This window comes from Pseudomonas ekonensis, from assembly GCF_019145435.1.
GTDB classification, from domain to species: domain Bacteria; phylum Pseudomonadota; class Gammaproteobacteria; order Pseudomonadales; family Pseudomonadaceae; genus Aquipseudomonas; species Aquipseudomonas ekonensis.
The window spans coordinates 469,626-485,118 of sequence record NZ_JAHSTS010000002.1; the positions used below are offsets into that span (position 1 = coordinate 469,626).

The 15,493-nt window shown below is 66.7% G+C and carries 10 protein-coding genes; 8 read left to right on the plus strand and 2 right to left on the minus strand.

The window, feature by feature from the left end:
- Window positions 1-8: 8 nt before the first annotated feature.
- Entirely contained in the window at window positions 9-491 is a 483-nt protein-coding gene (locus KVG96_RS15175) for a sigma-70 family RNA polymerase sigma factor (RefSeq protein WP_085577528.1), read from the minus strand.
- A gap of 323 nt (window positions 492-814) precedes the next feature.
- On the opposite strand from KVG96_RS15175, the gene KVG96_RS15180 reads away from it, so the two are divergent.
- The 3 genes from KVG96_RS15180 to KVG96_RS15190 are packed head-to-tail and all read left to right on the plus strand — an operon-like array spanning window position 815 to window position 5,363.
- On the plus strand, window positions 815-1,987 hold the full coding sequence (locus KVG96_RS15180; protein WP_217892873.1) for an efflux RND transporter periplasmic adaptor subunit: 1,173 nt from the start codon (window positions 815-817) through the stop codon (window positions 1,985-1,987).
- Entirely contained in the window at window positions 1,988-3,961 is a 1,974-nt protein-coding gene (locus KVG96_RS15185; protein WP_217892874.1) for a MacB family efflux pump subunit, read from the plus strand.
- A 7-nt stretch (window positions 3,962-3,968) separates the two neighbouring features.
- Complete coding sequence (locus KVG96_RS15190; protein ID WP_217892875.1) at window positions 3,969-5,363, plus strand: efflux transporter outer membrane subunit; 1,395 nt, start codon at window positions 3,969-3,971, stop codon at window positions 5,361-5,363.
- 229 nt (window positions 5,364-5,592) lie between these two features.
- Here KVG96_RS15190 and pvdP read toward each other — a convergent pair whose 3' ends face one another.
- Window positions 5,593-7,212, minus strand: coding sequence for a pyoverdine maturation tyrosinase PvdP (gene pvdP / locus KVG96_RS15195; protein ID WP_217892876.1), 1,620 nt, complete (start codon window positions 7,210-7,212; stop codon window positions 5,593-5,595).
- A gap of 222 nt (window positions 7,213-7,434) precedes the next feature.
- Here pvdP and pvdM point away from each other — a divergent pair, with 222 nt between their 5' ends.
- The 5 genes from pvdM (at window position 7,435) to KVG96_RS15220 (ending at window position 15,421) form a co-directional block, all read left to right on the plus strand.
- Entirely contained in the window at window positions 7,435-8,805 is a 1,371-nt protein-coding gene (pvdM, locus tag KVG96_RS15200; protein ID WP_085695040.1) for a pyoverdine-tailoring dipeptidase-like protein PvdM, read from the plus strand.
- Complete coding sequence (gene pvdN / locus KVG96_RS15205; protein WP_217892877.1) at window positions 8,802-10,085, plus strand: pyoverdine-tailoring periplasmic protein PvdN; 1,284 nt, start codon at window positions 8,802-8,804, stop codon at window positions 10,083-10,085. The genes pvdM and pvdN overlap by 4 nt, the downstream gene beginning before the upstream one ends.
- A 52-nt stretch (window positions 10,086-10,137) precedes the next feature.
- On the plus strand, window positions 10,138-11,046 hold the full coding sequence (gene pvdO, locus KVG96_RS15210) for a dihydropyoverdine dehydrogenase (protein WP_217892878.1): 909 nt from the start codon (window positions 10,138-10,140) through the stop codon (window positions 11,044-11,046).
- 148 nt (window positions 11,047-11,194) lie between these two features.
- The gene (locus KVG96_RS15215; protein ID WP_217892879.1) at window positions 11,195-12,844 is read left to right on the plus strand and encodes a cyclic peptide export ABC transporter; all 1,650 of its coding nucleotides are present in this window, start codon (window positions 11,195-11,197) and stop codon (window positions 12,842-12,844) included.
- A 117-nt stretch (window positions 12,845-12,961) separates the two neighbouring features.
- Window positions 12,962-15,421 carry a TonB-dependent siderophore receptor gene (locus KVG96_RS15220; protein WP_217892880.1) on the plus strand — a complete coding sequence of 820 codons (2,460 nt, stop codon included), beginning with the start codon at window positions 12,962-12,964 and terminating at the stop codon, window positions 15,419-15,421.
- Window positions 15,422-15,493 lie beyond the last annotated feature (72 nt).

Below are 15,493 nucleotides of genomic sequence, written 5' to 3' on the forward strand. Positions count from 1 at the left end.
ACGACGGCTCAATGGGCATCCCATTGCTTGATGCGCACCCGGCAGTGCTTCATGGCATTGACGATGTGCTTTTCCACCAGCGCCTTGGAAATGCCCAGGTGCTCGGCGATCTCGGGGTGCGACAGGCCTTCGATCTTGCGCAGCAGGAAACTGTCGCGGCACAGCGGCGGCAGTTCCGCCAATGCACGCTGGAGCATCTCCAGGCGCTGGCCGTGGTCGAGGGTGCTGTGGGGGGACGGAGTGAAATAGCGCTCTTCGCTGTCGAGCACTTCAAGGGACTCGACCTGACGCAAGGCGTTGCGACGGTGGTCGTCGATCACCAGGTTCAGGGCCGTGCGGTAGAGAAAGGCCCGGGGCTGCTCGATCGGCGTATCGCTGGAGCGCTCCAGCACCCGCACATAGGCGTCATGCACCACATCTTCGGCGACCTGGCGGTTGCCGAGCCTGGCATTCAGGAAACTCACCAGCTCGCGATAGTAGTTTTCCAACATGGCTCCCCGCCGCAGCGGTGCGGTTTCTGTCCTTGGGCGCACTGATCCGGGAACCCGCGAAGGTCGCTAGCGAGATAGTGGCAACTTGAGGCGCGTAATTTATAGTAATTCTCATATAGATTTAAAGTGATGTTTCACGTTGCCCGACAAATAGTCCCGTCCTATACCTGTAACATCGTGTGTCCCCGCTTAAATTCCCTCGCCCACCCCTCGTTAACAGGACAGCTCCCCGTCTCTGCCGCGCCCCGCGACAGCGTTCAGCGGTGCCCGCTCCTGCGCACCCCCGTGAACGACGGGCCGATTCCCACTGGCCGGAACCCTGCATGAAACGTCCCCGCCCCGCCCGACGCGCCCTGCTCGCCACCCTTTGTCTGATTCCCGTCGCCGCCTATGCGGCCTGGCAGATGCTGCCCCCCGGCCGGGACAAGTTCGCCACCGTGCAAGTCACCCGCGGCGACATCGAAAGCAGCGTCACCGCCCTGGGCACCCTGCAGCCGCGACGCTACGTCGACGTCGGCGCCCAGGCCTCGGGCCAGATCAAGAAGATCCATGTGGAGGTCGGCGACACGGTCAAGGAAGGCCAGTTGCTGGTGGAGATCGACCCGTCCACGCAAAAGGCCAAGCTCGACGCCGGACGCTTTTCCATCGAGAACCTCAAGGCGCAGCTGCAGGAACAGAAGGCCCAGCACGAACTGGCGCAGCAGAAGCACCAACGCCAGCAGAACCTCGCCGCCGGCGGCGCCACCCGCGAAGAAGACGTGCAGACCGCCCGCGCCGAACTGAAGGCCACCCAGGCGCGCATCGACATGATCCAGGCGCAGATCCGCCAGGCCGAGGCCAGCCTGCGCAGCGATCAGGCCGAACTCGGCTACACGCGCATCTTCGCGCCGATGGCCGGCACCGTCGTCGCCCTCGACGCCCGCGAAGGCCAGACCCTCAACGCCCAGCAACAGACGCCGCTGATCCTGCGCATCGCCAAGCTGTCGCCGATGACGGTCTGGGCCGAAGTCTCGGAAGCCGACATCGGCCACGTCAAACCGGGCATGACCGCCTACTTCACCACCCTGAGCGGCGGCCAGCGGCGCTGGAGCAGCACCGTGCGGCAGATCCTGCCGGTGCCGCCCAAGCCGCTGGACCAGACCAGCCAGGGCGGCGGCAGCCCCGCCAGCACCAGCAAAAGCGGAAGCGCCCGGGTGGTGCTCTACACCGTGCTGCTGGATGTCGACAACGCCGACAACGCCCTGATGGCCGAGATGACCACCCAGGTGTTCTTTGTCGCCGGCCAGGCCAAGGACGTGCTCACCGCGCCGGTCGCCGCCCTGCAGGGCAGCGCCGGCGCCGGCCTGCAAACCGCCCGGGTGGTCGCCGCCAACGGCGAGGTGCGGCCCCGCGAAGTGCGCACCGGCCTCAGCGACCGCCTGAACGTGCAGGTGCTGGAAGGCCTGAGCGAAGGCGATCACCTGCTGATCGGCCCCGCCGACGGCAACGGAGGCTGAATGCAGACGCCCCTGATCGAACTGCGGGACATCCGCAAGTCCTACGGCGGCGGCGACGCCCCTGAGGTCCACGTGCTGCGCGGCATCGACCTGTCGATCCACGCCGGCGAGTTCGTGGCCATCGTCGGCGCGTCGGGCTCCGGCAAATCGACGCTGATGAACATCCTCGGCTGCCTCGACCGGCCGACGTCCGGCGAATACCGTTTCGCCGGCGAAAACGTCGCCGGCCTGGACAGCGACGAACTGGCCTGGCTGCGCCGCGAAGCGTTCGGCTTCGTGTTCCAGGGCTATCACCTGATCCCGTCCGGTTCGGCCCAGGAAAACGTCGAGATGCCGGCGATCTACGCCGGCACGCCGGCGGCCGAGCGGCACGCCCGCGCCGCCGCCCTGCTCGACCGCCTCGGCCTGGCCTCGCGCACCGGCAACCGTCCGCACCAGCTCTCCGGCGGCCAGCAGCAGCGGGTGTCCATCGCCCGCGCCCTGATGAACGGCGGCCACATCATCCTCGCCGACGAACCCACCGGCGCCCTCGACAGCCACAGCGGCAAGGAAGTCATGGCGCTGCTCGATGAACTGGCGGGCCAGGGCCACGTGGTGATCCTCATCACCCACGACCGCGAAGTCGCGGCCCGGGCCAAGCGCATCATCGAAGTCCGTGACGGCCTGATCATCAGCGACAGCGCCGCCGGCGCCCCCGCCGTCCAGGCCGCCGCCAACCCCGGCGCCCTGCAGGCGGTGGACCTGCGCAAGCGCCTGGCCGAAGGCGCGCAGGCCACCGGCGCCTGGAAAGGCGAACTGGTGGACGCCCTGCACGCCGCCTGGCGGGTAATGTGGATCAACCGCTTCCGCACCGCCCTGACCCTGCTCGGCATCATCATCGGCGTGGCCTCGGTGGTGGTGATGCTGGCGGTCGGCGAAGGCAGCAAGCGCCAGGTGATGGCGCAGATGGGCGCGTTCGGCTCCAACATCATCTACCTCAGCGGCTCGGCCCCCAACCCGCGCACGCCGCCCGGCATCGTCACCCTGGACGACGTCGCGGCGCTGGCCAGCCTGCCGCAGGTCAAACGCATCATGCCGGTCAACGGCGCCGAGGCCGGGGTGCGCTTCGGCAACGTCGACCACCTGAGCTACGTCGGCGGCAACGACACCAACTTCCCGGCGATCTTCAACTGGCCGGTGGTCGAGGGCAGCTACTTCACCGAGGCCGACGAACGCAACGCCACGGCCGTGGCGGTGATCGGCAAGAAAGTGCGCGACAAACTGCTCAAGGATGTCGCCAACCCGCTGGGCCAATACATCCTGATCGAGAACGTGCCGTTCCAGGTGGTCGGCGTGCTCCAGGAAAAGGGCGCCAGCTCCGGCGACCAGGACAGCGACGACCGCATCGCCATCCCCTACTCCGCCGCCAGCGTCCGGCTGTTCGGCACGCGCAATCCGGAATACGTGGCCATCGCCGCCGCCGACGCGCGCAAGGTCAAGGAAGCCGAGCACGCCATCGAGCAACTGATGCTGCGCCTGCACAACGGCAAGAAAGACTTCGAGCTGACCAACAACGCCGCGATGATCCAGGCCGAGGCCCGCACGCAGAACACCCTGTCGCTGATGCTCGGCTCGATCGCCGCGATCTCGCTGCTGGTGGGCGGCATCGGCGTGATGAACATCATGCTCATGACCGTGCGCGAACGGACCCGCGAGATCGGCATCCGCATGGCCACCGGCGCCCGGCAGCGCGATATCCTGCGCCAGTTCCTCACCGAGGCGGTGATGCTGTCGGTGGTCGGCGGCCTCGCCGGGATCGCCCTGGCGCTGATCATCGGCGGCGTGCTGATCCTCAGCGAAGTCGCCGTCGCGTTTTCCCTGATGGCGGTGCTGGGCGCCTTCGGCTGCGCCCTCGTGACCGGTGTCGTCTTCGGCTTCATGCCCGCCCGCAAAGCCGCCCGGCTCGATCCGGTCACGGCCCTTACCAGTGAATGATCGCTTTATGAAACCGCGCCTCAGCCTGTTGACCGTGTGCCTGATGCTCAGCGCCTGCGCCAGTCCCGTCCAGCGTCCGGACAGCGGCCTGCAGCCGCCCGCCGCCTGGCAATCGCCCCACTCCGACGCCCCTGCCCGCCACGACGCGCAGTGGTGGACGCAATTCGGCAGCCCCGAGCTGGACCGCCTGATCGAACAGGCCCGGCTCGGCAGCCACGACCTGGCCGCCGCCATGGCCCGGGTGCGTCAGGCCCGTGCCGCCACGGTGATCGCCGGCGGCTCGCAACTGCCCGAGATCAAGGCAGGGGGCAACGCCAACCGGCAGAAGCTGCTGCGCGGCAACGGCTACAGCCAGCTCGACGCCGACAACAGCAACAAGGCTGTGGACTACTTCGACGCCAGCCTGAGCGCCAGCTACGAAATCGACTTCTGGGGCGGCAAGCGCGCCTCCCGGGACAGCGCACGGTTCAGCCTGCAAGCCAGCGAGTCCGACCGGGCGACCGTCGAGCTGACGCTGCTGGGCAACGTCGCCGACACCTACGCGCAAACCCTGTCCCTGCGCGAGCGCAGCCGCATCGCCGAACTGAACCTGACCAACGCCCGCAGTGTGCTGAAGCTGGTGCAGACCCGCTTCGACGCAGGTTCGGCCACCGCCCTGGAACTGGCCCAGCAGAAAAGCCTGGTGGCCGCCCAGGAGCGTCAGGTGCCCCTGGTGCAGCAACAGGCCCAGGAAGCGCTGATCAGCCTCGCCGTCCTGCTCGGCCAACCCGTGCAGGCGCTGGCGCCGTCGCCGGAGCCGTTCGACCGGCTGACATGGCCGACCATCGCGGCCGGCGTCCCCAGCGACCTGCTCAGCCGCCGCCCCGACATCGCCCGCGCCGAAGCGCAACTGGCCGCCGCCGAAGCCGACGTGAACGTGGCCCGGGCCGCCATGCTGCCCACCGTCACCCTGACCGCCCAGCTCGGCTCGGGCGCCAACCGGTTCAGCAACCTGCTCCGCAGTCCGTTCTACAACCTGACCGCCGGGCTGGCGGCGCCGATCTTCAACAACGGCCGCCTGGGCGCCGAGCGCGACAAGGCCACGGCCCGCCAGGAAGAACTGCTGGAAACCTACCGCGGCGCGATCGTCAGCGGTTTTGCCGACGTCGAAAAGGCCCTCAACAGCATTCAGGGGCTCGACGAACAGCGCCAGTGGCAGACCGAAGAACTGAACCAGGCCCAGACCGCGTTCAACATCGCCCAGAGCCGCTACCAGGCCGGCGCCGAAGACTTGCTGACGGTGCTGGAGACCCAGCGCACCCTGTACGCGGCACAGGATTCGAACGTGCAACTGCGGCTGTCGCGATTACAGGCGAGCATCGCCCTGTACAAGGCGCTCGGGGGCGGTTGGCGGGCGCTGTGACGCGTCGCAACGCGGGCCGCCTGATGCAACGGCGTCGGGCGTGCCGCCGTCTTCGCGGGCAAGCCCGCTCCCACAGGGATTCGCGGCGCTGGCTCCCACAAGGGATCCGGGACAGCCACAAATGCACCGCACACCCCAAAAACCTGTAGGAGCCAGCCTGCTGGCGAAGGGGCCGGCGCTGCCGACATCTGCGATGTCGGCAGCGCGCGAATGAACGGTGACGCGCAGGTCAGGCCTGGTTCTGCTTGGCCTTCAGGTTGCGCGCATACCACGGCCGCTGCGGCACGCGCCGGAACAGTTCGGCCAGTTTCTTCTCGTCTTCGCCGAAGGTGATGCGCAGCGCCAGTTTCATGGTCTCCGGATCCATCTCCACCGACTTGCCCACCTGCAGCCCCGGTGTGGTGCTGCAGCCATGGGTGGTCGGCCCCAGCCACGGATCGGCCACCTCGACCCAACGCCCTTGCGCAAACCACCGCACACCGTTGACCTCAAGCCGCTCGACCTGGCCCGGATGGAAGCGCTCGTGGGCGCGGAACCAGTCCTCCACGCGGTCGTCGATCCAGCCGTGGAAATGCCAGAACACCGGGTTCACATGGGAGGAAAACGGATCGCCGAGGAAGTCGTTCTCCGGCGCGAACCAGCGGGCGGCGAAGTCGTCCAGGTCCCGGGCCAGCGGCACCGGCTGACCGTTGGAAGGATCCCGCGGCACCGAAGCCCAGCGCATGTGCAGCCAGTCATGCAGGCCCAGTTCCATCTCCGAGCCCAACTGGCCCAGGGTCAGCTTCGACAGGTACTGCGGATCGCGGTACTGCGACTCCCAGACCTCGAAATTGCTCTGGTACGTCTCGGCCGTCTTGATGTCGCTGACCCACTGGCTGTACTCATCGTCGCCTTCGGCCAGCCAGGTCGGCGGCAGCGCCGTGCCGTCGTGGTTGTCGAAGTAGCGGGCGAAGCCCTGGCGGTCACGCACCAGCTCCGGCTGCGGCAGCGGGAAGAATGCCCATGACGGCAGGTCTTGCATGGAGCGGGCCGTGCCGAGCATGTGCCGGTGCATGAAAAAGAAGTCGATCCCCGAGCCGTTGCGGTCCTTGCGCGTTCCGCGGGCGTCACGCTCGCGGTCGCGCGGGCCGGGCTGCCAGCCGAGGCCGCGCAGGGCGTTGCGCTTGTCCTCGGACAAGGTGTGCCACTTGTCCCGGGTCGCATGCCAGACCTGATGGAACAGGCGATGCTCGGGCGACACCAGCCAGGCCAGCAGCGTCGGGTTCAGCGGCGTGCGCTGGCGCGCCTCCGGGAACAGGCACTTGACCGCGATGAAGCGGTTATCCTGGCCCGGCAGCGCCAGCGAACGGTCCAGCCGCTGCACCGTGCCGCTGAGACTGCCGCTGCCGGCGTTGCCGAAATCGGCCCAGACCTCGTCGAGCACCATGTTCAATTCATAGTCGACCCGGCCGCCGGCACCGATCAGGCGCCAGCTGAGCGTCGAGGCGTCGGCCCCGGCCAGGTCGCCGAGAATTCGGTAACGGGGTGTTTCGTCCGAGCGCAGGCGCTCCGGTGTGTCGAGAAAGCCGCACACGCCCCGGCCTTTCTGGCCGATGTCCAGAAACACTTCGAGCCCCTTGGGCGGCAGCCCTTCGAGGCCGGCGTCGGCCCCCGTGAAGCGGATCTTCCAGACCCCGCGCAGCGCATTGGCCAGACGTTGCCCGGCCACGTCGGCCACGTCGAACGACGCCTCGCCGGGGGTGACCGCCGGATCCGGCTTCGTCCATTCGCGATGCCCGAAATAGGCCGCCGGTACGGCAGCGCCGGTCAGTGCCAGGCCTGCCATGAACCATCGTCGAGAAATTCTCATTGCCCTACCTGTGTCAGCCTTGAAGCAGGCCTTATCCCAGCAAGAACGTTTGCTGCGCGGACAAATTTACGGTGCGCGCGCGAATGGGCTGCCGCTCCTGCAAGGGGCACCGCGCCGGGCACTTCGCCGGCCGGCCTAAATTCCGTCGCCGACCGCTCGTTCTTCCCAGATAGCGAAGGCCTCTGCGCCTGCATCCCGACAGCGAACCTGACTGAGACGGCAATGACAAAACCACGTTCGAAAAAGGCTCTTTTCATCGGCCTGCCGCTGGCCCTGGCGGTTGCCGCCGGTGCCGGCTTCGCGGTCTGGGACACTTTCTTCAAGGACAATCCCGGCTACCCGCACAAAGTGATGCAACAGGCCGAGGCGCTGCACGAGCACATGCTGTCGTTCGACAGCCACATCACCATCACCCAGGGCTTCGGCACCACCGGCAACGAGATCGACAAGGACGGCAGCGAGCAGTTCGACCTGGTCAAGGCCAACCGCGGGCGGCTGTCGGGCGCGGCGCTGACCATCTTCGGCTGGCCGGAGATCTGGAACGGCGCCAACGCCCCGCACCGCCCCACCGCCGGCTTCGTCGACGAGGCGCGCAACCAGCAGGAAATCCGCTACAAGATCATTTCCGGCATGGTGCGCGACTTCCCCAACCAGGTCGGCATCGCCTACACCGCCAACGACTTCCGCCGCCTGCACGGCGAAGGCAAGTTCGCCATCTTCATCAGCATGCTCAACGCCTACCCGCTGGGCCACGACCTGAACCAGCTGGACCTGTGGACCGCCCGCGGCATGCGCATGTTCGGCTTCAGCTACATCGGCAACAACGACTGGGCCGACTCGTCCCGCCCGCTGCCGTTCTTCAACGACTCGCCCGACGCCCTCGACGGCCTCTCGGACCTGGGCAAGCAGGCGGTCAAACGCCTGAACGACCTGGGCGTGATCATCGACGTCTCGCAGATGTCCACCAAGGCCCTGGAGCAGGTCGCCCAACTGAGCCGCACCCCGCTGGTGGCGTCGCACTCGGCGCCGCGGGCCATGGTCGACATTCCGCGCAACCTCAGCGACAAGGAACTGCAACTGATCAAGAACAGCGGCGGCGTGGTGCAGATCGTCGGCTTCTCGCAGTACCTGCGCCCGCTGACCCAGCAGACCCAGGACAAGCTCAACGAGCTGCGCAAGCGCTTCGACCTGCCGCCGCTGCCGAACCTGGCCGTGGCCCTGATGCCGGGCGACCCGATCATCGCCGCGTGGCCCGAGCAACGCTTCGGCGAGTACGCCGGCCAGCTCTACGCGATCCTCGAAGAGGAACCCAAGGCCAGCCTCAAGGACCTGGGCGACGCCATCGACTACACCGTGCGCAAGATCGGCATCGACCACGTCGGCATCAGTTCCGACTTCAACGAAGGCGGCGGCGTCAAAGGCTGGGAGAACGTCGGCGAGATCCGCAACGTGACCGCCGAACTGCTGTCGCGCGGCTACTCCGAGGCGGACATCGCCAAACTGTGGGGCGGCAACTTCCTGCGGGTCTGGGACCAGGTCGAGAAATCCGCCAGGCCTGCGCTGGCCCAGAACCGGGAAGCCGCCAAGCCATGAGCAACCGTCGCGAATTCCTGAAACAGGCCGGGCTGCTGGCCGCCGCGCTGCCGCTGGGCGCCGGCCTGCCGGAACTGGCCGTTGCCGCCCAGCCGCCAGCCGCTGCACCCGGCGATAAGTGGACGCAGTTGCGGCAGCTGTTCGACCAGGATCCGGATTACCTGCACTTCTCCAACTTTCTGGTGACCACCCACCCGCGCCCGGTGCGCGATGCCATTGCCCTGCACCGGGCGGCGATCGACAAGAACCCCGGCCTGTCGATGGACTGGGACCTGGGCGTCACCGAGCAGCGCGAGGAAGAAGTTCGCACCTGGGCCGGCAAGTACGTGCAGGCCGACGCCCGGCAGATCGCCCTGACCGGCAGCACCACCCAGGGGCTGGCGATGATCTACGGCGGTGTGCGGGTGCGCGCCGACCAGGAGATCCTCACCACCGAACACGAGCACTACGCCACCCACACCATCCTTGAGCTGCGCACCGAGCGCGAAGGCACCCGGGTACGCAAGATCCGCCTGTTCGACGACCCGCAGAAAATCGACAAGGCACAGCTGCTGGCCACCATCGACCGCAGCATCCGCCCCGAAACCCGCGTGCTGGGCATGTGCTGGGTGCACTCGGGCAGCGGCGTGAAACTGCCGCTGGCCGACATCGGCGCCCTCGTCGACAAACACAACCAGGGCCGCAGCGAGGCCGACCGCATCGTTTACGTGGTGGACGGCGTGCACGGCTTCGGCGTGGAAGACCTGAGCTTCCCGGCGATGAACTGCGACTTCTTCATCGCCGGCACCCACAAGTGGATGTTCGGCCCGCGCGGCACCGGGATCGTGGTCAGTCGCACGCCGGAGGTGAAATACGTCACTCCGATCATTCCGACCTTTTCCGAAGCCGAGCATTTCTCCACCACCATGACCCCCGGCGGCTTCCACGCCTTCGAGCACCGCTGGGCCTTGAGCGAGGCGTTCAAGCTGCACCTGCAACTGGGCAAGGCCGATGTGCAGTCGCGCATCCACGCGCTCAACAGCTACCTCAAGCAACGCCTGCTGCAGCGGCCGCAGATCGAACTGGTCACGCCGCTGAGCCCGGCGTTCTCCGCCGGCTTCACTTTCTTCCGGGTCAAGGGCAAGGACAGCGACAAGGTCGCCGCGCACCTGATGGCCAACCGAGTGGTGGCCGACGCCGTGCACCGTGACGTGGGCCCGGTGATCCGCACCGCCCCGGGGCTGCTCAACGACGAGGCGCAGATCGACCGCCTGCTGGCCGTGCTCGACCGGGCCTTGTGACCCCGCCCTTCCCGCTTCCTTTTGGCGAATTCCTTTTTTTGAGAGGCATGAAATGAACCGAGAACCGCGACGTTTTTCCCTGATGGCCCTGCCGGCCCTGGCGCTGACCGCCCTGGCCGCCGCCCTCTTGCCGGGCGCCGCCCAGGCCGCCACCCCGCCGGCGCCGGGCAAGGTGTTCAAGGACTGCAAGGACTGCCCGGAAATGGTCGTGCTGCCCACCGGCACCTTCACCATGGGCACCCCGGACGATGAGGTCGGCCGCGAACCGGACGAAGGCCCGATGCACGAGGTGACGTTCGCCAAGCCGCTGGCCATCAGCCGCTTCCAGGTGCTCAAGGGCGAATGGTTCGCCTACCTCAACGAGACCGGCTACCGCATGCCCGACGGCGACGATCGCCCGGGCCGTGCGTGCAAGGCCGGGATTCCCGACTACGCGGGCAGTGACCCGCGCAAGCAGTACACCGACCGCCATCCGGCGGTGTGCATGGACTTCGCCGAGGCCAACGCCTACGTGGCGTGGCTGTCGAAAAAGACCGGCAAGCAGTACCGCCTGGTCAGCGAGTCCCTGCGCGAATACGCCGCCCGCGGCGGCACCCCAGGGCCGTTCCCGTTCCCGTTCGATGAAGGCAAGGAATACAGCATCGCCAAGCACGCCAACACCTACGGCGCGGCGGACGGCTACAACTTCACCGCCCCGGCCGGCAGCTTCCCGGCCAACGCCTTCGGCGTGTACGACATGCACGGCAACGTCTACGAGTGGACCGCCGACTGCTACAACGAGAACTACGTCGGCGCACCGAACGACGGCAGCGCCTGGCAGACCGGCAAGTGCGAATTCAAGCGCATCCGCGGCAACGACTGGGGCGAAGCGCCGGTGTTCTCCCGCTCCGGCAACCGCAACGCGCTGGTGCCGACCGAGCGCGGCGACTGGATCGGCTTCCGCGTCGCCCGGGATCTGTGAGCCCGCAGCACCGCTAAATTAACCCTCCCTCCAGTCGTTCTACAGGTGGGCGCGATCCGTTGCGGCGCGCCCCCGCCCTCTTCTACGTCACCCAGGCTAAGCCGCCACCGCTGTCGGCCTTCGCCGCTTTTTCAAGCAGGGAACCTCCATGAGCAAACCAACACGCGGGGTGATCAATGAATTGTTCGCCCTGCTCAAACCCTTTCGGCTGATCGTCGCCGGCTCGATCCTGCTCGGCATGGTCGGCGGCCTGAGCGTCACCGCCCTGCTGGCGACGATCAACGGCGCCCTGCACGACGAAGGCGGCCTGACCAGCACCGTGGTCGCCGCCTTCGCCGGCCTGTGCCTGCTGGCGCTGGCCAGTTCGATCTTCTCCGACATCGGCACCAACTTCGTCGGCCAGCACATCATCGCCAGGCTGCGCAAAGAACTGGGCGAAAAGGTGCTGTCGGCGCCCATCGAGCAGATCGAACGCTACCGCAGCCACCGCCTGATCCCGGTGCTGACCCACGACGTCGACACCATCAGCGACTTCGCCTTCGCCTTCGCGCCGCTGGCCATTTCCCTGACCGTCACCCTCGGCTGCATGGGTTACCTGGCGATGCTGTCGTGGCCGATGTTCCTGTTGATGGCGGCGGCGATCCTGATCGGCACCGTCATCCAGTACATCGCCCGCGGGCGCGGCATGCAGGGTTTCATGAAGGCCCGCGACCACGAGGACGAACTGCAGAAGCACTACAACGCCGTCGCCGAAGGCGCCAAGGAACTGCGCATCCACCGCCCGCGCCGGCACCGCATGTTCGTTTCCGGCATCGAGGCCACCGCCGACCGCATCTGCGACACCCAGGTGCGCTCGGTGAACATCTTCGTGGTCGCCAAGACCCTGGGCTCGATGCTGTTCTTCGTGGTGATCGGCCTGGCGCTGGCCCTGCAATCGCTGTGGCCGAGCGCCGACAAAGCCGTGATGAGCGGCTTCGTGCTGGTGCTGCTGTACATGAAAGGCCCGCTGGAGCACATCATCGGCACCTTGCCGATCGTCAGCCGTGCGCAGATCGCGTTCCGCCGCATCGCCGAACTGTCCGAGCAGTTCTCGTCGCCGGAGCCGCACCTGCTGCTCAGCGACCAAGGCAACCGCAAGACGCCGGTGCACAGCCTGGAACTGTCCGACGTGTCGTACAGCTTCCCCACCGTCGAGGGCGCCGCGCCGTTCCGCCTGGGCCCCGTGAACCTGAAGATCGAACAAGGCGACATCATCTTCATCGTCGGCGAAAACGGCTGCGGCAAGACCACACTGATCAAGCTACTGCTGGGCCTGTACGCGCCGCAGCAGGGCGAGATCCGCCTCAACGGCCAGGCGGTCACCGCCCTCACCCGCGACGACTACCGCCAACTGTTCACCACCATCTTCGCCGACTACTACCTGTTCGACGACGTAGTGCAGGGCGACACGCACATTCCCGACGACGCCAACAAATACCTGCAGCGCCTGGAGATCGCCCACAAGGTCAGCGTGCGCGACGGCTCGTTCACCACCACCGACCTGTCCACCGGCCAGCGCAAGCGCCTGGCGCTAATCAACGCCTGGCTCGAAGAGCGTCCGGTGCTGGTGTTCGACGAGTGGGCCGCCGACCAGGACCCGACCTTCCGCCGGATCTTCTACACGGAGCTGCTGCCGGACCTGAAGCGCCTGGGCAAGACCATCATCGTCATCTCCCACGACGACCGTTACTTCGACATCGCCGACCAACTGGTGCGCATGAACGCCGGCAAAGTGGTCACCGAGCCGCAACCCGCCTGACTGTGAAAAATTCGTAAAAAAAGTGCGTTGGGCCTTTCCGGTTTTCCGGAGGCTCAACGTCTTACTTACAGTTAATAGAAATAGTTCTCAGTCAACACTTTGAAGAGTAGAAGAACAATGCCCGCACCGCACGGACTCCACCCGCTCGCCAAGGCTCTGCTGATCCGCCGCTCCTTCCGCCCAACGCTTCCGGCCCTTTGCGCGCTGGCCATGACCCTGCCGATGACCGGCATGGCCCAGGCCGCCGCCGTGGCGATCGACATTCCTGCCCAGTCGCTGGGGAGCGCCTTGCAGGAATTCGGCCGCCAGACCAACCTGCAAGTGCTCTATAGCCCGGATGAAGTCAGCGGCCTGCGCAGCACCGCCGTCAGCGGCAACCTGGAACCGACCGCCGCCATGGCGCAGCTGCTGCAAGGCACGGACATCGCCTACAGCGTCCAGGGCAACAGCGTCGCGTTGCGCGTGCGCAGCAGCGGCGCCAGCCTGGACCTGGCGCCGACCAGCATCACCGCCGCACAGGAATCGGCCTGGGGCCCGGTCGACGGGATCGTGGCCAAGCGCAGCGCCACCGGCACCAAGACCGACACCCCGCTCAACGAGATCCCGCAGACCATCAACGTCGTCACCCAGGACGAAATCAAGATGCGCGGCTCGCAGTCGGTCACCGAGGCCCTGCGCTACACCGCCGGCATGACCGGCGGCGGCTTCTCCGACCGGGTGAAGATCTTCGACGAACCGACCTCCCGCGGCTTCTCGCCGACCCCGCTGTACCTCGACGGCCTGCACCTGCCCTACGGCGGCGGCAGCACCGGTGGCTCGCTGCAGATCGACCCGTACACCCTGGAGCGCATCGAAGTGCTCAAGGGCCCGGCGTCGGTGCTGTACGGCCAGAACCAGCCCGGCGGCATCGTCAACATGGTCGGCAAGCGCCCGACCGCCACGCCGCTGCACGAAGTGATCATCGGCGGCGGCAGCTACGACCGCAAATACGGCGCCTTCGACCTCGGCGGCCCGATCGACGACCAGGGCGAGTTCCTCTACCGCCTCACCGGCGTGATCAACGACAGCAACTCGCAGATCGACTACGCCGACCAGAACCGCATGCTGCTCGCGCCGAGCCTGACCTGGCTGCCGAACGACAGCACCAGCCTCACCGTCTACGGCCAGTACCAGAAAGACCGCGACACCCCCGAGGCGCAAGGCCTGCCGGCCGACGGCACCGTGCACCGCAGCGCGAACGGCCGCATCAGCCGCAGCCTGTTCCTCGGCGAGCCGGGCCTGAACAAGTACGACCGCGAGCAGTTCGTGGTCGGCTACGAGCTGGCCCACGAACTCAACGACGTCTGGACCCTCAAGCAGAACGCCCGCTACGCCGACCTCAACGACCGTTACGTCGCGCCGCTGCACGGCTACTCGTTCCTGCCCAACCCCAACACCGGCATCGACGACGGCAGTTACCAGACCCGCTACGGCGTGGACTGGGCCCAGCACAACACGGTCTACGGCATCGATAACATCGCCCAGGCCAAGTTCAAGACCGGCGAAGTGGACCACACCCTGCTGCTGGGCGTGGACTACTACCACTTCAACTCCAAGTTCCTCGGCCGCTACGACCGCACCGGCCCCGCCATCGACCTGTACAACCCGGTCTACGGCAGCCAGTTCAACTTCCGCCAGCCGTACAAGTGGGACAACACCGTCAAGCAGACCGGCCTGTACACCCAGGACCAGATGCGCTGGAACCAGTGGTTCCTGACCCTGGGCGGCCGCTACGACTGGGCCGAGACCATCAACAAGGAACCGCTGGGCGGCAACCACTCCAACATCAAGGACGAGAAGTTCACCGGCCGCGCCGGCTTCGGCTACGAGTTCGAGAACGGCATGACGCCGTACGTGAGCTACGCCGAATCGTTCCTGCCGCAGACCGGCGCCGACCTCAACGGCCGCGGGTTCGAACCGACCGAAGGCAAGCAGTACGAAGTGGGCATCAAGTACGAGCCGAAGTCCATCGACGGCTTCATCCAGCTGTCGGCGTACCAGATCGACCAGAACAACATGCTCACCAACGACCTGCTCAACCCTGGCTTCAGCATCCAGAGCGGTTCGGTGCGTTCGCGCGGCGTTGAGCTGGAAGGCAAGGTCAACGTGACCCAGAACGTGCGCGTGCTGGCTTCCGTGTCGCGCAACCAGATCAAGTGGCGCAGCGTGAACGACGGCCGTGAAGGCCGCACCCTGGCCATGAGCCCGCCGCTGACCGCGTCGGCCTGGATCAACTACGACTTCGACCTCTCCACCTCGCTGGCCGGCCTGGGCATGGGCCTGGGCACCCGCTACGTGCGCAGCAGCTACGGCTCGGACTACGAAGAGGATTCCTTCCAGATCCCGTCGTACACCGTGTATGACGCCATGGTCTCCTACGACCTGGAAAAATCGCCGCTGCACATCAAAGGCGTGAAGGTGAAGATGAACCTGGAAAACCTCACCGACGAGAAATACGTCGCCAGCTGCAACAGCACCCTGGACTGCTACTACGGCGAAGGCCGCACCATGACCGCCGACGTGACCTACAACTGGTAACACGCCCCGCGTCACGCAAAACGCCGGCATCTGCCGGCGTTTTGCCGTCTGTGATGCCATCGGCCACAAAAT